At 69.7% G+C, this 23,677-nt stretch carries 27 protein-coding genes and 1 pseudogene; 5 read left to right on the top strand and 23 right to left on the bottom strand.

The window, feature by feature from the left end; genetic code table 11:
* Window positions 1–19: 19 nt before the first annotated feature.
* The 4 genes from ACE3QC_RS07720 to ACE3QC_RS07705 all read left to right on the top strand — a co-directional run bounded on the left by ACE3QC_RS07720 (window position 20) and on the right by ACE3QC_RS07705 (window position 3,792).
* Complete coding sequence (locus tag ACE3QC_RS07720) at window positions 20–913, top strand: Hsp33 family molecular chaperone HslO (protein ID WP_374406940.1); 894 nt, start codon at window positions 20–22, stop codon at window positions 911–913.
* A 59-nt stretch (window positions 914–972) separates the two neighbouring features.
* Complete coding sequence (locus ACE3QC_RS07715) at window positions 973–1,413, top strand: DUF3617 domain-containing protein (RefSeq protein WP_374406938.1); 441 nt, start codon at window positions 973–975, stop codon at window positions 1,411–1,413.
* A gap of 74 nt (window positions 1,414–1,487) precedes the next feature.
* Window positions 1,488–2,192 carry a 7-cyano-7-deazaguanine synthase QueC gene (queC, locus tag ACE3QC_RS07710; protein WP_374406936.1) on the top strand — a complete coding sequence of 235 codons (705 nt, stop codon included), beginning with the start codon at window positions 1,488–1,490 and terminating at the stop codon, window positions 2,190–2,192.
* Window positions 2,182–3,792: an MFS transporter gene (locus ACE3QC_RS07705; RefSeq protein WP_374408023.1), complete on the top strand. Its 1,611-nt coding sequence runs from the start codon at window positions 2,182–2,184 to the stop codon at window positions 3,790–3,792. The genes queC and ACE3QC_RS07705 overlap by 11 nt, the downstream gene beginning before the upstream one ends.
* Before the next feature lie 9 nt (window positions 3,793–3,801).
* Here the strand turns inward: ACE3QC_RS07705 and ACE3QC_RS07700 are convergent, their stop codons facing one another.
* The 18 genes and pseudogenes from ACE3QC_RS07700 to ACE3QC_RS07615 form a co-directional block, all read right to left on the bottom strand.
* Complete coding sequence (locus ACE3QC_RS07700; protein ID WP_374406935.1) at window positions 3,802–4,332, bottom strand: superoxide dismutase family protein; 531 nt, start codon at window positions 4,330–4,332, stop codon at window positions 3,802–3,804.
* 93 nt (window positions 4,333–4,425) lie between these two features.
* Window positions 4,426–5,565 carry an OmpA family protein gene (locus ACE3QC_RS07695; protein ID WP_374406933.1) on the bottom strand — a complete coding sequence of 380 codons (1,140 nt, stop codon included), beginning with the start codon at window positions 5,563–5,565 and terminating at the stop codon, window positions 4,426–4,428.
* A gap of 197 nt (window positions 5,566–5,762) precedes the next feature.
* Window positions 5,763–6,221: a DUF2793 domain-containing protein gene (locus ACE3QC_RS07690; RefSeq protein ID WP_374406931.1), complete on the bottom strand. Its 459-nt coding sequence runs from the start codon at window positions 6,219–6,221 to the stop codon at window positions 5,763–5,765.
* A 20-nt stretch (window positions 6,222–6,241) separates the two neighbouring features.
* On the bottom strand, window positions 6,242–8,428 hold the full coding sequence (locus tag ACE3QC_RS07685) for a phage tail protein (protein ID WP_374406929.1): 2,187 nt from the start codon (window positions 8,426–8,428) through the stop codon (window positions 6,242–6,244).
* Between the two features lie 4 nt (window positions 8,429–8,432).
* Window positions 8,433–8,825: a peptidoglycan endopeptidase gene (locus ACE3QC_RS07680; RefSeq protein WP_374406927.1), complete on the bottom strand. Its 393-nt coding sequence runs from the start codon at window positions 8,823–8,825 to the stop codon at window positions 8,433–8,435.
* Between the two features lie 35 nt (window positions 8,826–8,860).
* Window positions 8,861–9,676 carry a DUF2163 domain-containing protein gene (locus tag ACE3QC_RS07675; RefSeq protein ID WP_374406925.1) on the bottom strand — a complete coding sequence of 272 codons (816 nt, stop codon included), beginning with the start codon at window positions 9,674–9,676 and terminating at the stop codon, window positions 8,861–8,863.
* Window positions 9,673–12,006: a DUF2460 domain-containing protein gene (locus ACE3QC_RS07670; RefSeq protein WP_374406923.1), complete on the bottom strand. Its 2,334-nt coding sequence runs from the start codon at window positions 12,004–12,006 to the stop codon at window positions 9,673–9,675. The genes ACE3QC_RS07675 and ACE3QC_RS07670 overlap by 4 nt, the downstream gene beginning before the upstream one ends.
* 398 nt (window positions 12,007–12,404) lie before the next feature.
* Complete coding sequence (locus tag ACE3QC_RS07665; RefSeq protein WP_374406921.1) at window positions 12,405–12,983, bottom strand: tail tape measure protein; 579 nt, start codon at window positions 12,981–12,983, stop codon at window positions 12,405–12,407.
* Window positions 12,976–13,170: a phage tail assembly chaperone gene (locus ACE3QC_RS07660; RefSeq protein WP_374406919.1), complete on the bottom strand. Its 195-nt coding sequence runs from the start codon at window positions 13,168–13,170 to the stop codon at window positions 12,976–12,978. The genes ACE3QC_RS07665 and ACE3QC_RS07660 overlap by 8 nt, the downstream gene beginning before the upstream one ends.
* Window positions 13,171–13,178: 8 nt before the next feature.
* The gene (locus tag ACE3QC_RS07655) at window positions 13,179–13,514 is read right to left on the bottom strand and encodes a gene transfer agent family protein (RefSeq protein ID WP_374406917.1); all 336 of its coding nucleotides are present in this window, start codon (window positions 13,512–13,514) and stop codon (window positions 13,179–13,181) included.
* Window positions 13,511–13,918 carry a phage major tail protein, TP901-1 family gene (locus ACE3QC_RS07650; protein ID WP_374406915.1) on the bottom strand — a complete coding sequence of 136 codons (408 nt, stop codon included), beginning with the start codon at window positions 13,916–13,918 and terminating at the stop codon, window positions 13,511–13,513. Before ACE3QC_RS07650 ends, ACE3QC_RS07655 begins: the two co-directional genes overlap by 4 nt.
* Window positions 13,919–14,086: 168 nt before the next feature.
* Window positions 14,087–14,476 (bottom strand): DUF3168 domain-containing protein, encoded by a 390-nt coding sequence (locus ACE3QC_RS07645; RefSeq protein ID WP_374406913.1) that lies wholly within the window; start codon window positions 14,474–14,476, stop codon window positions 14,087–14,089.
* 18 nt (window positions 14,477–14,494) lie between these two features.
* On the bottom strand, window positions 14,495–14,662 hold the full coding sequence (locus ACE3QC_RS07640; protein WP_374406911.1) for a hypothetical protein: 168 nt from the start codon (window positions 14,660–14,662) through the stop codon (window positions 14,495–14,497).
* The gene (locus tag ACE3QC_RS07635; protein WP_374406909.1) at window positions 14,659–15,201 is read right to left on the bottom strand and encodes a hypothetical protein; all 543 of its coding nucleotides are present in this window, start codon (window positions 15,199–15,201) and stop codon (window positions 14,659–14,661) included. Before ACE3QC_RS07635 ends, ACE3QC_RS07640 begins: the two co-directional genes overlap by 4 nt.
* Before the next feature lie 355 nt (window positions 15,202–15,556).
* Window positions 15,557–16,723, bottom strand: a complete 1,167-nt coding sequence (locus ACE3QC_RS07630; RefSeq protein ID WP_374406907.1) for a phage major capsid protein — start codon at window positions 16,721–16,723, stop codon at window positions 15,557–15,559.
* A 300-nt stretch (window positions 16,724–17,023) separates the two neighbouring features.
* The gene (locus ACE3QC_RS07625) at window positions 17,024–17,413 is read right to left on the bottom strand and encodes an HK97 family phage prohead protease (RefSeq protein WP_374406905.1); all 390 of its coding nucleotides are present in this window, start codon (window positions 17,411–17,413) and stop codon (window positions 17,024–17,026) included.
* Entirely contained in the window at window positions 17,410–17,718 is a 309-nt protein-coding gene (locus ACE3QC_RS07620; RefSeq protein WP_374406903.1) for a DUF6127 family protein, read from the bottom strand. Before ACE3QC_RS07620 ends, ACE3QC_RS07625 begins: the two co-directional genes overlap by 4 nt.
* Window positions 17,719–17,723: 5 nt before the next feature.
* Window positions 17,724–18,860: pseudogene (locus ACE3QC_RS07615) on the bottom strand (phage portal protein).
* A 28-nt stretch (window positions 18,861–18,888) separates the two neighbouring features.
* Between ACE3QC_RS07615 and ACE3QC_RS07610 the strand changes: the two are divergent.
* Window positions 18,889–19,428 (top strand): cysteine hydrolase family protein, encoded by a 540-nt coding sequence (locus ACE3QC_RS07610; protein ID WP_374406901.1) that lies wholly within the window; start codon window positions 18,889–18,891, stop codon window positions 19,426–19,428.
* Window positions 19,429–19,457: 29 nt separating this feature from the next.
* Here the strand turns inward: ACE3QC_RS07610 and ACE3QC_RS07605 are convergent, their stop codons facing one another.
* The 5 genes from ACE3QC_RS07605 to ACE3QC_RS07585 form a co-directional block, all read right to left on the bottom strand.
* Window positions 19,458–20,786, bottom strand: a complete 1,329-nt coding sequence (locus ACE3QC_RS07605; RefSeq protein WP_374406899.1) for a DNA-packaging protein — start codon at window positions 20,784–20,786, stop codon at window positions 19,458–19,460.
* A complete protein-coding gene (locus tag ACE3QC_RS07600; protein WP_374406897.1) occupies window positions 20,786–21,265 on the bottom strand; it encodes a hypothetical protein in 480 nt (159 codons plus the stop codon). Before ACE3QC_RS07600 ends, ACE3QC_RS07605 begins: the two co-directional genes overlap by 1 nt.
* A 163-nt stretch (window positions 21,266–21,428) precedes the next feature.
* On the bottom strand, window positions 21,429–21,860 hold the full coding sequence (locus ACE3QC_RS07595) for an OsmC family protein (RefSeq protein WP_374406895.1): 432 nt from the start codon (window positions 21,858–21,860) through the stop codon (window positions 21,429–21,431).
* Window positions 21,861–21,916: 56 nt separating this feature from the next.
* Window positions 21,917–22,675 (bottom strand): SDR family NAD(P)-dependent oxidoreductase, encoded by a 759-nt coding sequence (locus ACE3QC_RS07590; protein WP_374406893.1) that lies wholly within the window; start codon window positions 22,673–22,675, stop codon window positions 21,917–21,919.
* Between the two features lie 4 nt (window positions 22,676–22,679).
* Window positions 22,680–23,675, bottom strand: a complete 996-nt coding sequence (locus tag ACE3QC_RS07585) for a GSU2403 family nucleotidyltransferase fold protein (protein ID WP_374406891.1) — start codon at window positions 23,673–23,675, stop codon at window positions 22,680–22,682.
* Between the last annotated feature and the right edge of the window lie 2 nt (window positions 23,676–23,677).

Raw genomic sequence — 23,677 nt, 5'->3', positions numbered from 1 at the left:
CGGCCCCCATATTCCGCGCATGACCGAACCGGCCGAAACCTACTCCGACACCCTGCTGGGCTTCACCATTCCCGGGCGTGACGCGCGCGGCAAGGCGGTGCGGCTCGAAGGAGCCGTCGACACGATCCTCGCCGCGCACAGCTATCCCTCCGCGATCAAGCATCTGCTCGCCGAAGCGCTGGTGCTCGCATCGCTTATCGGCGGGCTGCTGAAGGACGCGAGTGGCCAGCTGACGATGCAGGCGCAGACGGAAGGCGGCGTCGTGCGCCTGCTGGTGTGCGACTATCGCGATGGCGCGCTGCGCGGCTACGTCGATTTCGACCCGGAGCGGCTCGCGGAACTAGGCGCCAACCCATCGCTCTTCGCGCTGTTCGGCAAAGGCTATCTCGCGATCACCTTCGACATGGCCGACGGCAAGGGCCGCTATCAGGGTATCGTTCCGCTCGAAGGCGAATCGCTGGCGGAAGCGTGCGAAGCCTATTTCGCGCAATCCGAGCAGGTGCCGACGCTGATCCGGGTCGCGGTGCGCGCCGGTCGCGGCGGTTGCATCGCGGGTGGCCTGCTGGTGCAGCACCTGCCCGATGGCGAGGAAGGCCGCGAGCGGCTTCACGCGCGGCTGGATCATCCGGAGTGGGAACATGTCGCGGTGTTGGCTGGCAGCACGCGTCACGACGAGCTGACCGATCCCGGCCTCTCGCTCGAAGCGCTGGTCTGGCGGCTGTTCCACGAGGAGAGCGAAGTCCGCATCCAGCCCGGGCCCCACCTCGCGCGCGGATGCCGCTGCTCGATCGCCCACTATGAACAGGTGATCGCTCGCTTCCCGGAAGCAGATCGTGCCGACATGCGCGACGACGCGGGGAAAATCCTGGTCGATTGTGCGTTCTGTTCGAAAGTGTTCGAAATCGAGGCGTGAACGGCCTGTCGCGTATATGCAACGACTTGCCGTCAGAATTATGCTAATGGGATCGGTAGATGAAAGCTTTCGGAGATCGTGAAATGCGCAAGAGGACCGGCCTCGCGCTGGGCGCCATGGCGTTGACGGCGGCGATGGTGGGCGGCGCTGCGCTCGCCCCTGCTGCGGCGCAGGCGCCCAGCCTGGCGATGCTCGACGGGCTCAGCCCGGGTCAGTGGCAGCTGCGCTATCGCGACGGCAGTCCACCACGGACGATCTGCATGAAGAGCGGGCGCGAACTGATCCAGCTGCGTCATCCGCGCAACAATTGCTCGCGCTACGTGGTCGAGGACGGCGCGAGCGAGGTGACCGTGCAATATACCTGCAAGGGCAGCAATTACGGCCGCACCAGCATCCGGCGCGAAACCGGCTCGCTTGCTCAGGTCGAAAGCCAGGGCATCGCCGGCGGTCTCCCGTTTCAGTTCAGCGCGGAAGCGCGGCGGACGGGGGCCTGCCGATAGAGCACGGCGAAAAGGCGCGCGCCACGGTCGCGCTTTCGATTGCTCCGGCCCGCGTTTCATCCTAGCCGGGGCGCATGGGATCGGACATTGATAACCGCGCCGGGACGGCCGTCGTGCTGCTTTCCGGCGGGCTCGATTCGATGGTCGCGGCGGCTCTTGCGCGCGAAACCGGTTTCGAACTGCATGCGTTGACGATCGATTATGGCCAGCGCCATCGGATCGAGATCGAGGCCGCCCGCCGGATCGCCGTGAGCCTCGGATGTGCACGGCACGTGGTTCTGCCGCTCGACCTGCGGCAGTTCGGCGGCTCTGCTCTGACCGATGATATCGCGGTGCCGACCGAAGGTGTCGGAGAGAATATTCCGGTGACCTACGTGCCCGCGCGGAACATCGTATTCCTCTCGTTGACGCTTGCTTGGGCCGAAGCCTCGGGCGCGCACGACATCTTCATCGGCGTGAACGCGCTCGATTATTCGGGATATCCCGATTGCCGGCCGGAATTCATCGCGGCTTTCGAGGATATGGCGCGGCTCGGCACCAAGGCCGGTGTCGAGGGGCAGGGGGTAACCATTCGCGCTCCCCTGCAACACCTGACCAAGGCGCAGATCGCGGCGGAAGCGGCACGGCTCGGGCTCGACACCGGTCTCAGCTGGTCGTGCTACGCACCGGAACCGAGCGGGCGCGCCTGCGGGGTATGCGACAGCTGCCGCTTGCGCCAGAAGGGCTTCGCCGAGGCAGGGATAGAGGACGGGATCACGTATGAGCGATATGCAGACTGAGGCATCGGCGCGGGCGACCGGCGCGCCGCCGCCGGGCGAGCAGCAGGTCTCCGCTTACAGTTGGTACGCGCTCAGCGTCCTGGTCCTGATCTACATCCTCAACTTCATCGACCGTCAGATCCTCTCGATCCTGGCCAACGACATCAAGCTCGATCTCGGGGTCGAGGACGACTATCTCGGCTTTCTCTACGGCACGGCCTTCGCGGTCTTCTACGCGCTGTTCGGGATTCCGCTCGGGAAGCTGGCGGACAGCTGGAAGCGGGTGCGGCTGATGAGCCTCGGCCTCGCGCTGTGGTCGGCGATGACGGCGCTGTCTGGCTTCGCAAAGAACGCCGGTACGCTCACCGTCGCGCGGATCGGCGTCGGGGTCGGCGAGGCCACGGCCAGTCCGGCAGCTTATTCGTTGATCTCCGACTGGTTTCCCGCGCGGCTGCGCGCGACCGCGCTGGCGATATATTCGTCGGGTCTTTACCTCGGCGGGGGCATCTCGCTGCTGATCGGCGGGCTCGTGGTCGAGAACTGGAATGCGGCGTTCCCCGATGGCGGGCCGCTCGGCCTGGCGGGGTGGCAAGCGGCGTTTCTCGCGGTCGGGATACCCGGCCTGCTTCTCGCACTATGGGTGCTGACACTGCGAGAACCGGTGCGCGGCGCGATCGATGGCCTGCCCACGCCCGAGGACCCCCAGCCGTTCCGCGGCTTCGTGCAGGAACTGCTGCAGGTCATCCCGCCTTTCACGCTGATGGGTGCGGCGATGCGCGGATTGCCCGCGCTCGCGATCAACCTTGCCGGTGCGGCCTTCTTCACGATGCTCGCGCTATGGCTGTCGTCAGCGGTGCCGGCGACGTCCTCACTGGTCGCGGGCGTGTCCGACCAGTGGCTGTTCCTCGGGGTCGGCTATTACGCGGTGTTCAGTTGGGCGATGTCGCTCAGGTCCCGCGACCTGCCGACTTTCCGGCTCACCTGGGGATCGCCGGCGTTCCTCACGATCGTGCTCGGATACGGGACGGTTGCGTTCGTCGCTTATTCGGCGTCGTACTGGGGCGCCCCTTATGCGGAGCGCGCGCTCGGCGCAGACAAGAGCGATCTCGGCTGGTTCCTCGGCGCGCCTTCAGCGGTCGCAGGCTTTCTCGGCGTCATCGGCGGCGGACGCATGGCGGATTATCTGCTCGAGCGTCGCCCGACCGGGCGGGTCCTCGTTGTCCTGTTCGGGTTGGTGACCACCGTGCCGCCGCTCGTGATCGCATTCACCACCGCCAGCCTGCCGGTATTCTACGTCGCCAGCTTCTTCGCCCAGTTTCTGTCGGCTTCGGCGCTCGGCGCGGCGGCCGCTTCGAGCCAGGCGCTGGTCCTGCCGCGAATGCGCGGGCTCGCGACGGCGACGTTCTTCCTGTCGACCACACTGGTCGGCCTCGGGATCGGGCCGTTCATGGCTGGCTACGTGTCGGCCATCAACGGCGGCAACCTGTCGGTCGGAATGATGAGCACACTGGTGGCGGTGCCGGTTGGGCTGGTGCTGCTCCTCGCCGCGCTCAAGTTGGTGCCCGCAGCGGCGGCGAGCGTTGTGGAACGCGCCCGCGCCGCTGGCGAAAACCTGCCCTGAGGGCGCGCTTCAGCTACGCTCGAAGACGCCGCACGCGATGCGCGAACCGGCGTTGCCGGTGGGATCGGAGCGATAGTCGTCGGGGTCGGCGTGGATCACGATCGCGGTCCCGTCGGCATCGAACAGCCAAGCCATTGCCTGCTGGCGCGTGCCGTCGAGCTCTACGGTAGTCGTCGCCATTCCGTTGGACCCGATCACGAGGTTGGGCAAATCGCCGAAATGGCTACCCGCGGGATTCTCCTTGCCGTGCTCCTTGCTCGCAGGGTTGAGATGACCGCCGGCGGAGGTGAAGTCGGGCGCGGTGCAGCGACCGGTAGTGTGCAGGTGGAAACCGTGGGTGCCCGCCGGAATGCCGGTGACCGCCACGGCGAGTGAGAGGCCGTCGCCGCCGTCCATAAGCTGGACGGTGCCCGCGGGGGCGCCACTCGCCAGCGAGAGCGTGGCAGACCCGACCGGTTCGGTCGGCATCTCGGACATGGAGGTGCAGCCGGCGAGCGAGGCCGAGGCGGCAAGTGCTGCGATCAAGGTAAGACGGGTCATGGTGGGCTCCTGTTGCGATGGTTGCATGAGCCTAACGAAAAAGGGGCCGGATTGCTCCGGCCCCTCTCTCTAGAAGTATCGCTAGCGCGAAACTTACATGCCCGAATTCGGACCATAGGTGATTTCCACCCGGCGGTTCTGCAATTCGCGCACGCCGTCCGCGGTCGGAACACGCGGCTGCGATTCGCCGAAGCCTTCGCTCGAGATCCGCGCATCGGGGATACCCCGACCCGAGAGATAGGAGCGAACCGACGCGTTGCGACGTTCGGCAAGGCCTTCGTTGTACGTAACCGTACCCGAACGGTCGGTGTGACCGGCGAGCATGACCGCAGCGGTGCCGCAGTTGGTGTAGGCCGAAACCGCGTTGTCCAGAATGGTCGCTGCCTCGGGCGTGATGTCCGACTTGTCCCATTCGAAGAACACGATGTACGGGCCCTTGTTGCACACCGGCGGCGGCGGCGGCGGCGGTGGCGGCGGCGGCGGGGGGGGAGGCGGCGGCGGCGGCGGCGGCGGCGGCGGCGGCGGCGGTTCCGCACCACCGAAGTTGAACGTCAGCGTCCCCAGGATCGAGTGCGACCGAAACTTCGTTTCGAAGTCGCGACCCGCCGAGTCGACCAGCTGCACGTCTTCGGCAGTGAACATGCGATAGCGCAGACCGGCATCGATGCTGTCGGTCAGCGGAGCGCGAACGCCGGCGAGGATCTGCCACGCGAAGCCCGAGTCCGAATCGTCGAACGCGTCCGGACCGCTCGTGTCGATCGTCGCCTGGTAATCGGTCCGCGCGACGCCCGCACCACCACCGACGAAGCCCTGCAGGCCGTCGTCGTCGCCGAAGTCGACCAGACCGTTGAGCATGAAGCTCAGCACGCTAGCTTCACCGTTGGCGTCGTAAACGCCGGCCGGTGCCAAGGCGCTGCCGGTCCCGGCGCCTGCCAGAAGGCCGGAGGTGCCGACGGTCAGCGATTCGATATCGGCCTGACGGTAGCTGGCATCCGCCTCAAGACGGAAGGCACCGAAGTCGTAACCAACGACGCCACCGAAATCGTAGCCGGTGTCGTGATCGGCGCTGGCCACATCGACCTCGTCGCCATCGGCGTTGAGGATATCGAAGTCGGTGTCTTCGACGATCATCGGACCGCCCTGACCTTCGATATACCACTGGCCGTCACGTGCGAGGGCTGGCGATGCAAGAGCCGTAGAGGCCATCGCCATTCCTATGACGAGTTTCCGCATTATGTAATTCCCCTTTGTAGCGAAATAGAGAGCCACCGAGTGCTCTGTTTTCTAACTTTTCCCCAAGAGGGAGGCAAGCGGCCAATATCCCCAAACTGTTGCATGAATGCCTCGGTTTGGGTTGCTGCGACCGAAATCTTTAGTGAGTTGACCCTCCTGTGCCCCCACAACGCCCATCCTCCGATCGGGTTCCTGCATCAAGGGGTGCCGAAAATTCCTGCAGCGCGAAGGCTTTCGATCAGGTTACCGATCGCCGCGCGCGCTTCGGCATCGACGGTCGCGCCGCCGGTCGGCGCCGTGGTCGCCTGAGGGCGTTGCCAGCCGCCATCCCAGTAAACGATCTGTCTGGCGGCGCGGTCGAACACCCGCACCCCTTCGCGCGGTGCCACGAATACCCAGGCCTGCGCCTGCCGCCCCGCCAGTTCGCCCGCATGGCCTGCCCAATCGCCCGTCGGGCTGTCGCCGATGATCCACGCCTCGCCCGCCATCGGCGCAGCGGGCGGCTCGTCGGCCTCTCCCTCGACCGCGCAATGCAGCAGCATGTCGAGGCGCGACAGCGATTCGTTGACGATGAATTCCTTCTGCGCCTGCGCGGCGAAAAGCTGCGGCAGCCCGAGTCGCGGCGTGGCGGAGGCGAACGAGATCGGATCGGTCATGGGCGTGCTCCTCGTGGATTTCAGTCGAGATTGCAGAGATGGAGAGGATCGGACGCGGCGAAGCTGCCTAGCTGGCGTACCCACACAGCCGTGCCGGGATGCTCGGCCGCGAGCGCGGCGCGCTCGGCCGGGGCGATGACGAGAGCGGGTTCGCTCACTTCCCAGTTCGCGACCGGAGAACCGACCGGGCCTACTCCGACGCGATAGCGTTCGCTCTGCTCGACCAGGGGCGTCTCGATCCCGTCCGGCCAGCCCCACGCGCCACGTGCGCGCCGGATCCAGCGCAATTCGAGAGCGCCGGCCGAGGTCGACGCCGCCTGCGGATGAACGGGAGTGAGCGGCATACGAGTCGTACCCGCGCTTTCGACCATCGCCGTCACCGGCTCGCTTTCCGCCATGCCGATCGCGGCGATCGCCGGAATGGCGCCGCCTGCCGGCCCGTCGAGCGTTAGCGGAACGAGACTGTCGTCGAGCAGAGTCACGGCCGTTCCGAGGGGATGGCCCGCCTGCGCCGCGGCCTCGGTGCCGCCACGTCCGCGCAGCAGTCCGCTCAGTCGCCATATCTGCGGCGCGACCCGTTCGGCGCGCGCGAACTGGACGATTTCTCCTCCGATCAGCAGCCGGTTGGCCCCCGTTGCGAGTGCATCAAACGTGGCCGGGGCGAAGCCGAGATCGTCCGCCACTAGCTCTACCTGGAGCGCCGCCGTCCGCTCGAGCAAGAGTGCGGGCGAACCCGCCAGCGGCGTCGTGAGCGCGCCTGAGATGCTGCGCGCGCGCCCGGTCGTGCCGAGCGGCACGAGCGCGCCCGCGCGATCGGCGTGAAGCGCGGCGCCGCGCCATGATTCGCCGCCTGCGCTGGCGGCGGCGAACACCGCGGGGATCGACGGATCGCCGCTGCCGTTCCACGGCAGTTCGAACGCCCGCAGGCGTGTCGGCCAGGGCAAGGCGTCGGCCGGCAAGCCCGGTGAGCCGATCTCTCCGGGCGGCGCGAAGGCTCCGGCGGGCGGCAGCCGATGCAGTTCGAGCTCGACCGCGCCATCGCGCCATTCCCATGCCGCAACGCGCCACACGCCTGCGATACCGGGCGCGCGCACCAGCGCGCCGGGCCGGATCGCGGGATCGAGCTCGGCGATGCGCCAAGCGAGCCGGTCGCCGGTCCAGCGCGCGCGCTGGCTGGCGAGTGTAACTAGCGCCCGCGCGCCGTCCGCGTGCAGCGCGGCGGGAAATTCCAGCGTTCGGCTGGCGGCGGTCACCGCCGCGCCCTCGCTGCGTTGCAGTCCCGGCTGATAATCGCGCTCGATGTCGTAATAGCGCAGCGCGTCGGACACGGGTGTCGGCGAGGCGCGATCGTGATCGAAGCCCGCCTCGCCGCCGAAATCGTCGCGGTCGTTGCCGACCACGGCGGGCGGCAACAGCACCGCGGTCTCGGCCGCGCTGGTCGCCAAGCCGATCGACAGCGCCTTGCCACCGCCATCGCAAATCAGCGGAAAGAGCGCGTCGATCGCCTCGAGCTGGCCGCGCAGCGACCCCCCTTCGTGCGAATAGCCTTCCATCCGCGCGAACGAGACGCCCGTGGGGACGGCGGGGAGCGGCGCGATCAAAGCATCCAGCGCTACCGGCGCGGTGTCGGCGAAAACCTCGAAGGTCAGCGCGGGGATGCGGTTGCCGAAATCAGCGAGGTCGAGATCTTCGAACACCGCATAGGCACAGTTGCGGAAGGCCGGGCAAGCCACGCCTTCGGCCGAGGCGATCAGTGGGTCGGGCAGCTGGTCGCCGTGCCCGGTGTGGATGCGCAGCGTTCCCCCGGTCTTGAGGTCGCCCGCCGCGCCGCGCAGCAGGTCGCCGTCGGCCCAGATGCGCCCGACCCGCTCGATCGGACGGCTGGCGAGCGCGACCGCGAACGAGCTGGTGTAGCTGTAGGTGGTGGTCTTCGGCTTGCCCTTGCCCCCGCCGCTCGTCTCGCGGTTCTCGGCGAGGTCGGTCGCCCAGATCACGCTGCCGCCCACGCGCATGCGCCCGAAATGGCGCGGCAGCGGCTGGCCGTAGCTCGAGGTCGTGATCGCCAGATCCTTCAACCGCGGGCCTTCGCGCGCGCCGCCGCGGCCCAGCACCGCGCCGTCGACCTGCCGGCCAATAAGCGCACCGATCGCGCCGCCGACCGGCCCGCCGATCAGCGTGCCGACCGCGCCAAGTACCAATGTCGCCATGATGTCAGACCTTTCCGATCGCGCGCCAGCGGTGAAGCACCGGCCAGGCGGGTGCGCCGGGGCACGCGACGACGCGCCGCAGCCCGGCGTGGGCGTGGATGAATCCGCTCGTGGACGAGATCACGAGCAGGTGGACCTGCGCCGGCCCCGCACGCACGAGCACGATGTCGCCCGGCAGTTCGGCTCCCTGCGCCGCAACGAGGCCCGAGCGCTGCGCGAGGGCGACCGCATCGCGCGTATCGGCGTTGCGCAGCGCGTAGCCGGTGGGGGGATGCGTTTCGATTCCCGCCCCTTCCAGCGCCGCGGCGGCAAGCCCGATGCAGTCGAGCCCCCAGCCCGGATCGCGCCCGTGCAGCCGGAAGCGCGTGCCGACCAGCGCCTCTGCCGCCCGCGCCACGGCATGTCCGATCATAGCGCCCGGAACCGGCGCGCTCACGATGCCAACGGATAGCGCACGAGCAGGTCGTTGCCCGGCAGATAGGGCTCGCCCTGGAAGTTGATCGCGTTGCCGAAGCGCGCCGCGCAGGTGCTCAGCCGCTTGTCGCACCCTTCGCGCAGCGTGGCGCGAATCCCCGGCACGACCGCGGGATCGAGCGGCGCGTCGAGCACCAGCCCGTCCTCGCCAGCGGCGGCGACGCGCATCGTCGTGCCGACGTGCGGCCCGTCGATCCAGCGTATCCGTCCGCCCGCCATCGCTTGCCACGCAGGCCCATCGAAGGTTGCGGCGTTGGCCTCGAGATCGATCGCCGTCAGCACGGCCTCGTGCGTGAAGCGCGGTGGCGAAAGGCCGCATCCGGGGGCGCAGAAGTCCGCCCGGCAGGTCGGGCTGGTGCGCGGGATCGTATCGGCGTCGAGCGCCGCCTTGGCCGAGATCAGCTCGGCGGCGAAACGCCCGGCGCCGTGCGACACCTGGCCGAGCGTGCCGTGATAGAGCGTGGCGCACTCGCGCGTCTCCCAGTCCACCGCGCCCACCTCGACCCGCGCGTGATCGAACCGGCCCGCGGCGAGATCGGCGGCGGAGATGCTGTCGTGCGACAGCGCCCCGCGCACCTCGGCGCTGTCGTCGGCCAGCGCGGCGGTGCGGCGCAGCGCGCTCGGCACCATGCCCGGCGCGGCGCGGTGGAGCACGCCGTCGAACCACAGGTCGCGGTCGTGCCCGGTGAAGCCGAACGTGACCCCGTCGCGGCGATAGACGCGCCAGAAGGTCGCGACGCCTTCGAGTTCGGTGGCGAAGAACACCCGGCTCATGCCGCTTCCCTGATCTCGATCAGCGGCACCGTGGGCGCTTCGCCCGCGGCGAAGTTCGCCCCGGTCACGTCGATCCGGTCTTCGGCGAAGCGGACCGGCACGTCGAACAGGAACCCGGCGCGCACCTCGGCGCCCGGCGGCGGGGCATGATCGAGCAGCAGCCGGCCGCCCGGCGCGAGCGTCCAGCCCGCGGTCTCCACTCCGTCCACGCTGACGCGCACCGTCTGCGCGCGGGGGCGGGTGATCGGGCGCACCTGCGGTTCGTCGCCCTCGCCATAGGCCTTGACCAGCGCGAAGCCATCGCGCGCGCCGTCGCCGATGCCGAGAAGCTGGTCGAACGCGGTGGGCGTGCCGGTCATCCCGTGCGAGCTGAAATCGAACGGGTCTGCCAGGCGGAAGCCCCGCGCCGCTCCGCGCCGGGCGCGGAAGAATGCGATCAGCGCGCCCAGTTCGGCTTCCGAGCGGATGCCCGGCCCCACGTCGAAGCGCAGCCGCGCGTCGGACCACAGCGAATTGCGCCGCTCGTGCCCCGATGCGCCGACCGCGACCGAGGTAGAGAATTCGGGGCTGACCGCCGCATCGCGGCCGAGCGCGAGCGGGTACAGCACGTCGTCGAAAGCCTGCATCGATAGATCCTCTGTCGGGGGGAGCCGCACGTAACCGTCGCGCGCGATCTGCGGCTGCGCCCAGACGTAGCCGCGCGCGACCCCGCTTTCGCGCGCCTGATCGAGCCCGGCGTCGATCCGACGCCAGAACGCGTCCGCATCGCCCGCGTCGAGCACGAAGCCGGAAAGATATTCCTGCCGCTCGAGCGGATAGCCGAGCCTATCCTGTACGAAGGCGTAACCCTGCCTGCGCCGGGCATCGTGCGCGGTGGTCAGCCAGTCGTAGTCTTCCAGTTGCAGCCCGTCGTAGAGCGGCCAGCGCCAGGCGCGCGGCAGGTTGGCGCGATAGAGTTCGGGCATCGCCGGATCGAGTACCGTGGGGGTGAACACCAGCAGGCGGACGTCCGCCTCGGGCCCGGCCGCGTTGATGACGCGGTAGCGGATGCCCGAGGTCGATATCGCCAGCTCGCTGCCGGCGATGTCGAGCAACTGCTTCTGCGCCGCATCGAGCGGCTGGCGCACGTCGGCGATGATCGGGGGGTCGCCGCCGAAACGGGCCTTGGCCGCATCGTCGTAGAGGCAGATCTTGCCGTCGGTGGTGACCCACCACCACGGCTCGCCGATCTGGAACACCGGTCGCGCGCCGGCCTGCGCCATCAGGTCGACCAGCTTCAGCATCGCCACGCGCAGGAAATTCTGCGCCGCGATGTTGCACGGCGAAAGTAGCGTCGAAGGCGGCGACCAGCCGGTCAGCGCCGGGCTGCCGTCGTGCGCGCGCTGCATCCAGCCCGCCGGGCAGTCCTGCGCCAATAGTTCGTAGGACAGCGAGGGGACCGGCGCATCGCCCTGTGCCACCGCGCGCGCGAGGAAGTTGCGGTGCCACGCCAGCGCGGGCGCCGCGAACGTGGCGGATGCGGCGGCCTTCAGCCCCTCGGCGGTCCGCTCGAGTCGGTAATAGTGGCTCATCCCGACGTAGTGGACGAACGCGCCGCGATAGCCGAGGCCGCGCATCGTGCGCAGCAGCCGCGCGGGCGTCTGGTTGTAGCTGTCATCGTAGGCGGTGCACATGCCGGTGCCGTGTTCGGGCAGCATGACGTCGCCGATCGCGATCATCGCGCGGTGGCCCTCGCAGCGGATGCCGGACATCTCGGCCCAGCCGTTCGCGCGGGCGGGCAGCAGGGCCGGATCGGCAGGGTCGTAACCGGGCGGAACGAGCGAGACGAACATCCGCTCGATATCGCGCGGATACACCGCTTCGTTGCCGCCGCCGCCCAGTCCGTCCCACCCGCCGGCGATCGCGGAAAAGGGCAGCGCGATCGCGGCGTCCTCGGGGCTGCCGCTGGCGTAGTTCCACAGCCGCACGTACCAGCTGCGCGGCTCGCCCGCCGCATCGCGCCCCTCGATCGTCAGCGTCGGGCCGTGCGGCGCGTCGAGCGGCACGATGCCCGACGAACGCCAGCGGAAGCGCAGCGTGGTGCGCTCGTAATCGCGGTCGGTCGCATAGGCGAGCAGCGGGTGGTCGAGCGTGTCCTCGCTCGCCCAGATCAGCCCCGCCAGCGCGTCGCGGTGGTGGAATTCCAGATCGACCCGCAGCGCATCGGGCGACGTGGTGACGACGCTGGCGGTCATCGGACGCGGGAAGTCGACCGTCCAGAAGCGCGGATCGAACCGCTGGATCCAGTCGGAGTCCTGATCGCGGCGCTCGCGCGCCAGCCAGAAGGGCATGGTTTGTTTCTCCGGGTTGTATGGTCTGGCGAGCGGGATTCTTGGTTGCCGCGGAGTTTTTTGTTTTTCGAACGCGCATCCGCGCGTTCGTCCTCGGCGCTGTTCCCTTCCCCCGGATCAAGTCCGGGGTACGGGGCGCCTGCGGGCGGCCGTTCGGCCTTGCGGTCGGCTGGTCGCCGACCGGGATTTCGCCTGACGGAAATGACTTGGAATATTCCGGTGCCTGGCAGCTATGACTTGGAAGGGTCCGGTCGGCGACCAGCCGACCGCAAGCGCGAACGCGCGCCCGCAGCGACGCGCCCGAAGGGCGTATGAGCGAGGATAGCAAAGGGGCCGGATGGCCCCGCCGGCGCTTGAGGCGAACAAAAAACTCCGCGAGGGAGTCACCACCGCCACAATCACCCGCCCAACAAACTCCGCCGCACCGCGCTCGCGACCTGCCGCCCGGAGCGCTGCAACGCCATCGGCGCGCTTGCCCCGCGCGGGGCGGCGAGGTTGATCGACACGCGCACCTCGCGCGCAGGCGCGGCGGGCAGCGAGGCCTCGACCCGCCCGGCGCTCGTCGGCACGAACAGTTCGGGGCCGTGCTCGCCGACGACGTAGCCGCGCCCCGGAGACACCGGACCGCCGGTCGCGCGGCCCGGCAAGCCGAACAACGCTCCGGCAAGGCCGCCGAGCAGCCCGCCGATCCCGCCGCCGCCGCTCGCGCCGCCACCGCCGAGAATCCGGTCGAGCCCCAGTTGCATCGCCTGCGCGGCGATCTGGTCGAGCGCGGCCGACGCGGTGCGCTTCAGGTCGTCGAAACCCAGGCTGCCGCGCCGGATGGCGGACATCAGCCCGCGCTCCAGCACCGATCCCGCGTCGCGGAAGCCCGATACCAGCGCGGTGTCGAGCGACCCGCGCATCTGCGCGATATCGGCGGCGAAGCCCCGCGTCCCGGCGCGCACCTCGATCAGCATTTCCTCGATCTCATCCATCGCCATCGCGCTCCATCAATGTTGCGAGTTCGTCGCGGCCCATCGCCGCCGCAGCAGGCGTGCCCGGATCGGCCAGACACGAAGCCAGCTCCGCCGGAGTCGCGGCCCAGAAATCGCCCGGCCGCCAGCCGAGCCCGCGCGCCGCCAGCGCGCACAGCGGCAGCGCGGCGGCGGCGAAGGTGCTCACGCCCCCACTCATCCTGAGCCTGTCGAAGGATGCCCCTGCAATATCTGCCCGAGCAGCGCGCGCAGCGGGGCGGCGCAGGCGGCGAGGCCCTGCGCCGCGACCGCCTCGCCCACCTGCTCGCGCGTCGGCCCGCCCGGCTCGGCCAGGCAGTGCCAGAACAGCGCCGCCATCTCGGTCAGCCGCAGCCGCCCTTCGCCCGCCCGCTCGACCAGCGCGAACAGCGGGCCGAGTTCCTCCTCCGCCGCGACCAGCGCGGCAAAGGTCGGGCGCAGCAGATGCGCCTGCCCGGCGACGACCAGCGAAGCCTCTCCGCGCAACGGATTGCTTACGGTGGAGGCGCTCACGCCGGCACCACCGCGCCCGAGCTCTCCAGCTGCAGCGTGTAGTTCCGCTCGCCGTTGAAGTCCCCGGCATAATCCAGCCGCTGGACGAGGAAGCGCCCGCGCAGCCGCTCGCCGTCCTCGAACGACAGCTCGTAATCGTCGATCGTGCCCGCCAGCGCATGCGCGCGGATCGCGCCCTCGGCCTCGCTGCCGAGAAAGATCCCGCTCGCCGCGACCGAGACCGAGCGCGTCCCCGCGCCCGACAGCAGCTCGCGCCAGCCCCCGCTTTCCTTGTGGGTGACGACCACGGTGTCGCCGTTGATCGACATCTGCGTCGTACGCAGCCCGGCGACGGTGGCATAGGCGGGCGCTGCGCCGCCATCGCCGATCTTGAGCAGGAAGGCGGCGCCTTTCTGTGCGGTCATGAGTGTTACTCCTGTTGAAGAAAATCCTCCCCGGCACGGGGAGGGGGACCATGCGAAGCATGGTGGAGGGGCACATGCAGATGATCGAGACGGCGGCTGTGGTAACAGAGGCCAGTGCCCCTCCACCCCGCGCTTCGCGCGCGGTCCCCCTCCCCCGGTGGGGGAGGATCACGCCTCCAGGCACCGGAACCGGTATTCCAGCAGCACGCTGCGCCGGTTGTCCGCGCGCCGTTCGGCGCGCGCGCGCAGGAACATGGTCGAGACGATCGCGAAGTCCGCCTGCGCGCGCGGCAGCGCTTCCACCCGCCGGTCGATCGCGCTCACCAGCGCGGCATCGGCGGCGACCTCGCCGGCGCGGGTGTGCAGTTCCAACGCCACGCGCACTTCGCGGCCCTTGCGGTCCTTGGTGCTCCAGTCGATGCTCGCGCTCGCCGCGATGCCCAGCCACGGCGGGCTGGCGCGCAGCGGCGCCTCCTCGGTTACCGAATTGAGCGTATCGAGCGGCGCGGGGCCGGCGCGCAGCCAGCCGATCAGCGCCGCGCGCAAGTCGTGTTCCATAGTGCTAATCCCTCGATATCATCTTGGGCCCAGCAGCGGCCACAGCAGCGCCGCACGCCGCCAGCGCGAGGGGTCGCGGCGGCGCGTGCGGATCGCGCTTTCGCCCCGGGCCCGCGCCAGCGCGGCGGCCTTGCGCGCGAGGCGGGCGGCGAACCCCGCGGGGGAGGGGAGCTCGGCCTCGATCACGCCAGCCGCATCCTGCGCCACGGTTGCCACAGCGCGGCGACCGCGGCGGGCGGATGCGGCAGGGGCGCTCCGTCGCGCGCGCGATGAAGCTCGGCGGCGAGGCGCACCGTGCCGTGGCGCAGGCTTTCGGGCAGCGCGCTCCAATCGGCGGCGAGCCCGGCGGTGAAGCGCACCGCGATCCGCCCCGCCGCGCCCTGGCGGATCACCCGCACCCGGCCCGAGCCATCTGCGCCCAGGTCGATCGCATAGGCATCGGGCGCCAATGCGAAGCGCGGCCCCTCCGCCGGAATGCCCTCGACCCCGGCGATCGCCTGCACCGGCCGCGCGGCGAGCGATTGCCAGTCGCGGTGCGCGGGATGGATTTCCTCGCACTCGGCCACGAGCGGCATTGCGCCGGTAAACGCCTCGCAGGCATCGAGCGCGGCGGCGAGCAGGCCGGTCAGCGCCGCATCCTCGGCGGCGGACGAAATCGCCAGCCAATGCTTCAGGTCCACCAGCGCGCCCAAAAGGTCGGGCGGCGAGAGAATGGTCCGCCTCATGCGCGACCTCCTTTTGTTTGTGGGGCTTCAGGCGCCAGCGGGGCCATCCGCGCGGGGTTTTGTTTTCCGCAAGCGCATCCGCGCTCGCGATTTCCTCGCGCCTTCGGCGCTGCGGGCGCGCGTTCGCGCTTGCGGTCGGCTCGTCGCCGACCGAACTCTTCCACGCCATTTCTGTCTGGCGAATCCCGGTTCGCGACTAGCGAACCGCAAGGCCGAACGGCCGCCCGCAGCGGCCCGACCGAAGGGAGGAATAGCCGCGAGGACGCCCGCCCGGATGGGCGGGCGAAAAGCAAGGGCCTCGAACAGCGCCGAGGACGCAGATGCGGATGCGCCTGCGTCCACAGCAGTTCCTCTATTACTCCTCGATCTTCAGCAGCTTGATCGCGCCCGAATCCAGCACCTGCCCGCCCACGCGCTTGGTCGCGTAGAAGTGCACGAAGGGCTTATTGGTGAACGGATCGCGCAGGATCTGCGTGGCGCTGCGTTCGGCGATCAGGTATCCGGCGCGGAAGTTGCCGAAGGCGATCGGGAACGCGCCGCCGCCGATGTCGGGCATGTCCTCGGCTTCGACCACCGGATAGCCGAGCAGGCGATCGGGCTGGCCTGCCACCAGCCCCGGCTGCCACACGAACGCGCCGTCGGCGGTCTTCAGCTTGCGCACCTCGGCCAGCGTGGCGGAGTTCATCACGAAGCTCGCGCCCTGCCGGTGCCCGGCCTTCAAGGTGTGGACGAGGTCGATCAGCCGCAGGTCCGGGTCGCTGCCAAGCCCCGTACCGTCGCCGCTGCCGATGTATTGCAGCGTCCCGAACGGCCGCACCCCGTCCGCCGCCGTGGTGGCGGGGCTGGTGAGGAAGCCCTCGGGCTGGTCGAACCCGCTGCCGTTCACGAACGCGGCGCCTTCCGCGCAGGCGAATTCCATGGCGATTTCGCTCGCCAGCCACGCCTCGATATCGAACGCGGCATCGTCGAGCATCGCTTGGCTCGCCGCCGGATTGGCGTAGAGCTCGCCGGTCGGCGGGGCGACCTCGGCGAACTGCGGCGTGTCGGTTTCGGGCCGCCCGGCGGTTTCCGAAACCCAGCCCGAGGCGGTGCCGCCGGTGCTCACCAGCTTGCGGTAGCCCGCGGTGCCAGTCTGCACGACCTGGGCGATCGACCGGATCGGGCTGATCGCGGTCAGCTCGCGGGCGATCAGCGCGTCGATTGCACGCGGCACGGCATAGCCGCCGTCGGTCGGCACAGCGCCGGAGAGCGACTTGATTTCGGCAGTCGAGCCGCGGCGCAGGTAGCCATCGACGAAGCCCTTCACTTCGGGGGTGTCGGCGGCGGCGGCACCGGCCAGCACGGGCCGCGCGGCGGCCTTGCCGATCCGGTCGACCCGCGCCTTCACCTCGTCGACGTCGCTGCGCAGTGCGGCAATGTCGGTCTCGGCCTTGTCCTGCCGCGCGACCAGATCGAAGCTGGCGTCGAGCGGGTCGGCGGGCGCCGGTGCGGAAGTCGTCGTATCGATTACAGGCATATCCATGGGGCAATTCACCTTTCGTTGGGTGGAGAAATTTCGGACGGGCAAAATCCTCCCCGGCACGGAGAGGGGGACCACCCGAAGGGTGGTGGAGGGGACACGCCACACGCGCGGCGCGTGCGAAAAGTCCCCTCCGTCAGCCGCCGCTTACGCAGCGCCTGCCACCTCCCCGGTCCGGGGAGGATTTTGGGAAGTTCGGTCGCGAAGCGGCCGCAAGCGCGAACGCGCGCCCGCAGCGACGCGCCCGAAGGGCGTGTGAGCGAGGATAGCCAAGGCCGCGGATGCGGCCGCCGGCGCTTGAGGCTAACGAATCAAATGCACCCGCGCGCCGTGTTGCAGTGGGTGCGTCACGAGGCTGACCTCGAACAGTTCGACATCGAACAGCTCGCGCCCCGCATCCGAATGGCGAAACCTTCGCGCGCGAAAGCCGAAGCTCAGCCCGCTCACCGCGCGCCGTGCCAGCATCGTGGCCGCGCGGCCCAGCGGGTTGTCGAGCGCGGCGATCACGCGCAGCCCGCGCGCGTCTTCCGCGATCGCCTCGATCCAGCCGATCCGCCGGTCGGGCCGGTGCTGCCAGTAGAGCGGCAGCGGCCCGTCACGCTCGGCCAGGGTGCGCGCGAAGGCTCCTCGCCGGATCGTATCGCGCCCGGCGTCTGCCCGGTCGAACAGCGCCGCGTATCCCGCCAGCCTCATCGCAGCACCTCGCCCACGCCGAGCCGCACCGCGATGCCGATCAGCAGCAGCGCCATCGCGCCGCGCACCAGCCAGTGCAGCGCCGCCTTCCACGCGCTCGCCTTGGCGTCGCGCCAGGCCTGGAGCAACTCGCGCAACTCACCGAGGTCGCCGCCCGCCTTCGCATCGGCGAGGCCCAGCCGGTCGAGCGCGCGCACCGCGCCCTGTTCGCTCGCTTCCTCCACGATCGCGCGCAACGTCATGAGGTCGCACCCGTCCTCCCTCGCCTCGGCCATCAGCCGGGCGAGCATGTCGGTCCTGTCCATGTCGGTTACTCCAGCCCGAGCGCCGCGCGCTTCTCGTCGGCGCTGAGGAAATCGGCGGCGGTCACCCGCGCCCACAGCTTCTCGCGGTCCTCGGCGAGCGCGGGTATCCGGTCGAGATCGACCGCCAGCGCCGCATCGGGGAACCACGGCGCCAGCCCCTCGGACAGCCCGGACAGGATCTTTCCCGCCAGCGGCAGCAGCGTCAGCCGCCACAGCGCGCGATTGGCCTCGCGGTAATTGGCGTACGTATTGTCGCCCGGCAGGCCGAGCAGCATCGGCGGCACTCCGAAGGCGAGCGCGATGTCGCGCGCGGCGGCCGCCTTCAGCGTCGCGAAATCCATGTCGGCGGGGCTGAGCGCCATCGACTGCCACTTGAGCCCGCCTTCCAGCAGCATCGGCCGCCCCGCGTTGCCCGCGCCCTGGAAGCCGCTCGCCAGCTCCGCCTTCAGCCGCTCGAACTGCTCGGGGGCGAGGCCGCCGCCGTCACCGCCTTCGAACACCAGCGCGCCCGAGGGCCGCGCCGCGTTGTCGAGCAGCGCGCGGTTCCATGCCGAGGCCGCGTTGTGGATCGCCACGGCCTGCTCCGCCGCCGCCAGCGCGCCCGCGCCGTAATGGTCGTCGCCCGGATGAAAGCCGCGCAAGTGGATCAGGTTCGGCCACCCCGCCTCGTCCTCGAGCGGAATGGTGAAAGTGCGGTCGGCCAACTTGTACGAATAGGCGGCCGGCCATCCGTCCGCGCCCGGCACCACCGAAACCCGCTCGGGCCGTAGAGCGAACAGCTCGACCGGCTGGCCCGCGGCATCCTTCATCACCTGAACGTAGGCGTTGCCGTGCAGCAACAACTGTGCCGCGACCGTCTCGATCAGCGACTGCCCGGCGGACGTCGCGGTAACGAGCGCCGCGAGCGCCGGATCGCTCTCGCCCAGCGGCGCGGACCCGACCCCCTCCGCCACCAGCCGCACGCTGCGCTACGCGACCGGATTGTCGCAATAGGCCCGCCGTACGCTGCGCGAATATTCGTAAGGCGCCGCGCCGGGGCTCTCGAAGGCCAGCGCCCAGGGCGAAACGAACCCGCGCGCCAAAGGCACACGAGCACCGCCCCCGCCCTTGAAGGCGGAAGCGAGAGTGGTGAGGAAGGACATCGCTTTTCCTTTTAAGTTACGGAGCGGCGTGGCCCGCTCGCTAATAATTATCGACCTGATCGGAGACTGCCTCCGTCCCCTGCCGCTCGGCGTGACCGACCGCGTGATTGCCGCGACCAACGATCTCGTCGCGCTGTTCCGGCAGCGGGGGCTGCCCGTGATCTGGGTGCGGCAGGAGTTCGCGCCCGACCTCTCCGACGCGTTACTCGAAATGCGCAAACACGGCATCCACGCCTCGATCGCGGGCACCGAAGGCGCGGCGTTCGACCCTCGCCTCGCCGTCGATCCGGGCGACCCGATGATCGTGAAAAAGCGCTACAGCGCTTTCTTCCGCACCGGGCTGGACGACCTGCTGGCCAACCAGGGCACCGACGAGATCGTCTTGGCTGGGGTCAACACCCACGCCTGCATCCGCACCGCCGCGATCGACGCCTACCAGCGTGACCTAGAAGTCATCCTCGCGACCGACTGCCTCGCCAGCTACGACGAGGAACACGCCCGCGTCTCGCTGGCCTACATGGACGGCAAGATCGCGCGGGTGATGAGTAATAGCGAGATTGCTGGTTGAGCAGGGTAAGTTGATCCCGAGCTCGACTTTCAAATCACCGAAATTCTCGGCCGCACCCGCCGCCCCAGCAACAACTCCGTCAGTGCCCACACCAGCGCGTCCGCCCGGTCCGGCGAGCGGCCCGGCCCTTCGTAGCGGCCGCCCGCCAGCAGGCCGCACATCTCGTCCTCCAGCTTCGCGAACATTCCCGCGTGGCGCACGCGGCCAGCCTCGTACAAGGCCGCGACCGGTTCGGCGCGCGCCGCTTTGCCGCGCGTGGCGTGGACCAGCTTGACCGGCAGCGCCACGTCGGCGGCGCGCAGCACGCTTGCCACCATCGCGCCGCCCTGGTTGGCTTCGGCGACCACGCGGTCGGCGTGCCATGCGTGCGCCGCCTCGGCCACCGCGCGCGCCCAGCCTTCGGGGCTCGCGCCTGCGACCGAGCAATCGGCCAGCACCGCCGCGTGCCCGCCCGGCAATTCGGCCGCGACGACGATCCCGCAGGCATCGCCGCGCGTGCCCGCCGGGGGATCGACGCCGACCACCACGCGCACGAATTCCACCTCGTCCACCGCCGCAGCGCGCACCCGTTCCAGCAGCGCGCGCCTCCACAGCGCGCCCTCGATCTCGGTCAGCAGCTCGCCGCCCAGTTCCTGCCGCCCGAACTGGCTGCCCGCGAAGCGCCGCTCGACCGCCGCGATGAAGGTCGGCGGCAGGTTGCGGGCGTTCTCTCCCGTCGCGCCGCGCGTGACGGTGAAGTCGGCGTCCGCCAGCAGGCGCTGCACCAGCGGCACCGCGCGCGGGGTCGTGGTGGCCGCGACCTGTGGCAGCCGCCCCAGCCGAAGGCCGAGCACGAGATTGTCCCACGCGCGCACCGCGCGGTCGGCGGCGAGGTTCCATTTGCCGATCTCGTCGCACCAGGCGTGGCTGTGCTGCGGGCCGCGCAGGCTCTCGGGCTCCGCCGCCGAATAGAGCCGGGCTTGCGCTCCGTTCGGCCAGCGCAGCAACCTGCGCGAGGGTTCGTAGGCCGGGCGGCGGCGCGGGGAGGCGATCGCGAGCAGCCCGCTGTCGCCTTCGACCATCACCGCGCGTGCTTCGTCGAGCGAGGCGCCGACCAGCGCGATCCGCGCCGCCGGGTCGCTTTCCGCGACGGCGCGCACCCATTCGGCGCCCGCGCGCGTCTTGCCGAAGCCGCGGCCCGCCATCACCAGCCAGCCGAACCATTCGCCCGGCGGCGGCAATTGCCCCGCGTGCGCCCACAACAGCCAGTGCCGGTCGAACGCGCGTAACTGCCGCTCGCTCATCGCCTCCAGCAGCGTGCGCCGCTCGCCCGGCGGCAGCGATTCCAGCCACAGGCGGCGCGCCACGCCGCCGCGCATCACACGCTGCGTGCCGCACGCTGGCGCGCGGCCTCGCTGCGGCTGCGCATCCGGTCGATCATCGCATCGATCGAATCGAGCACCGCCTGTTCGTCCTCTTCCTCTTCGAAGGCGCGGGTTTCGGCCACCGTCTTGCGATGCGCGGCCAGCAGGCGGATGGCGTTGGCGACGTCCAGCTTGCGCTCGAAATCGTTGCCGCGCAGGCAGGCGAGCACTTCCATCTCCAGATGTTCGTAGCCCTCGCACAAAGCCTTGCGCCACTGGGCGGCGAACCCGGCGTGTTCGCGCCGCGTCTTGTAGGCGCGGCTGAGCGGGACGCCCGCCTCGTGGGCCGAGCGGGTGACGTTCGACGTCGCCGCCAGCGCCTGGAGGAAATAGGTCCGCCAGTGGCTGTCGAGATCGCCTTCGCCGTCGCGCGCCTTCTGCGCAGGGGTGATCTTCACCCGCTTGCGCGGGCGCTTCGCGTCGTTTCCGGCCATGATGTCGTGTCCCGTCCCGGTTGGAGAGGCGATGGCCCGAAACGCGAACGGGCGGCCGCCGGAACCCCGGAAGCCGCCCGCTTCGAATCACACCATCGCGATGTTCCGTTTCTCTAACCAAACAGCGTCACGATGTCAATAGAAAAGTGCCGTATAGGTTATTTCAGCCTGGGAATGTCGTCTCCAGGGTGATCTCGGCCTTGAGCAGTTTCGAGATTGGGCAATTGGCCTTCGCCTCGCCCGCCAGCTTCTCGAACTCGGCCTCGTCGATCCCGTCGACCTGGCCGGTCAGCGTCAGGTCCGAGCGGGTGACGGTAAACCCGTCCCCGTCCTTCTCCAGCGACACCTTGGCCTGCGTTTCCAGCGTGCCCTGCTCGTGGCCGGCCTTCGCCAGCGCGAAGCTCAGCGCCATGGTGAAGCAGCTCGCGTGCGCCGCCGCGATCAGTTCTTCCGGGTTGGTCCCGGCGCCGTCCTCGAACCGCGTGTTGAAGCCATAGGGCTGCTCGGAAAGCGCGCCCGATCCGGTCGAGACGAAGCCCTTGCCGTCCTTGCCCAGTCCTTCGTAACGCGCACTGCCGGTCTTGGTGATTGCCATGATGATCGTCCTTTCGTTCACCGAATGGACGCGGCGCGGCGATGGAAGTTCCGACCTTAGTCTCCCGCGACCGGCACCGTGTAGTTCAGCCCCAGCCGCCCGCCGTCGGGGTAAATCGTCTGCCCGGTGAGGTAGCTCGCCTCGTCGCTGGCGAGGAATACCGCGATCGCGGCCACTTCCTCCGGCTCGCCCGCGCGGCCCAGCGGGGTACGCGCGAGGATGCGGCCGCGCGCCGCCGGGTCTTCCGCCATGATCCCCGCGAGCATCTCGGTCGCGATCGAGCCCGGGCCGATCGCGTTGACCCGGATGCCGCGCAGGGCGAGCGCCAGCGCGGCGACGTTGGTCAGCTGCTTCACCGCGCCCTTGGAAACGGCGTAGGGAATCTGGTTCGGGATCGCGAGCACCGCGTTGACCGAACTCATGTTCACCACCGCGCCGCCTTCTCCCATCAGCCGCGCCGCCGCCTGCGTGCCCCACAGCGCGGACTTGAGATTGGTCGCGAACACGCGGTCGAAATCGTCCTCGGTCAATTCGTCGAGCGTGGCGGCGTGGGTGATCCCGGCGTTGTTGACCAGCACGTCGAGCGCGCCCCACAGCGCCTCGGCGCGCGCGATCACACCCTCGATCTCGGCCTTGCGCGACACGTCGGCGACCACTGCCTCGTGCCCAAGCGCGCGCGCCAGCGCCTCCACCGCGGGGTCGATATCGGCGAGCAGCAGCACCGCGCCCTCGGCCGCGAACCGCTCTGCGATCGCCTTGCCGATCCCGCGCGCCGCCCCGGTGATAATCGCGCGCTTGCCTTCGAGCCTTGCCATCGGGTCATCCTTTCGTGTCTGGTTGGGTATCGCGCCACGCGCGCCAATAGGGTCGCAGTTCGTCCGGAATCGCGTCCGCGAACGCCGCGTCGAGCGGATAGTGCGGCATCGCCTCGGCCACCGCATCGAGCACGGCGTTGCCCTGTCTGATATCCTTGCGCCGCTTGAGCGGATCGCGCTTCGCCTGATTGCCGAGCCACAGCTTGTGCAGCGCGAACCAGCGCGGATCGGGCACCACCAGCCGCGCCGCGCTGCCATCGCGGCAGGGCACGACCTGATCGACCGGCTTACCCAGCAACAGCCACTCCTGCTCGGGCAGCGGGATCGGGCGGGGCTTCTCGCGCGCGCTCATCGTCGCGGCACGGGAGGGCGCGACGAGCAGTTCGACCTCGTAGGATTTGCGGTTGCGGGCCTGGAATTCGCGTTCGCTGTTGAGGGTAAAGGTCGGATCGACGGCCTTGAGGGCGTTCCACAAGGCGGCGTCTTCCGCCTCCTCTTCGGCGGTCCATGCCAGGTCGAAATCGTCGGTTTCGTCCGGCGCGTCGGCGATCGCGCCGCTGGCCTCGACCGAAAAGGCCGGAATGCAGTTGGTGCCGACCACCAGCAGCGTCCCGTCGAGCAATCCGCTACGGTCGAGTTCGCGCAGCAGTTCACCCGCCGCGCTGGCCAGCGTGGGAAGGCGCAGCGGGCGGGCCAGCCGGCCGATTTCCTCGACCATTCCGCCGGCGATGGCCGCGCGATCCTGCAAGTCCGCCTTGGTCGCGCGATATTCGGCCAGCCGCTCCTCGTGCTCCGGCGTCATCGGGCCAAGGCTTTTGCCGTTGTTCGCGCGGTCGATCGCCTCGTAGAGATATTCGCGCTCGCCGACCCGCTTGCGCACGAGATTATAGGGCAAGCGCGCCAGCGCCCGCTCCGCTTCGATCAGCGATTCGTAGCGCGGGCGCAAATTGATGAGCGCGCGCGCCTGCTCGTCGGTAAAGGGGCGAACCCGGTCGGCCATCG

The sequence above is a fragment of the Pelagerythrobacter sp. genome, from assembly GCF_041912895.1.
GTDB lineage: Bacteria > Pseudomonadota > Alphaproteobacteria > Sphingomonadales > Sphingomonadaceae > Pelagerythrobacter.
The sequence above is the reverse complement of the archived record's forward strand: the minus strand, read 5'-3'. Positions and strand labels throughout refer to the sequence as shown.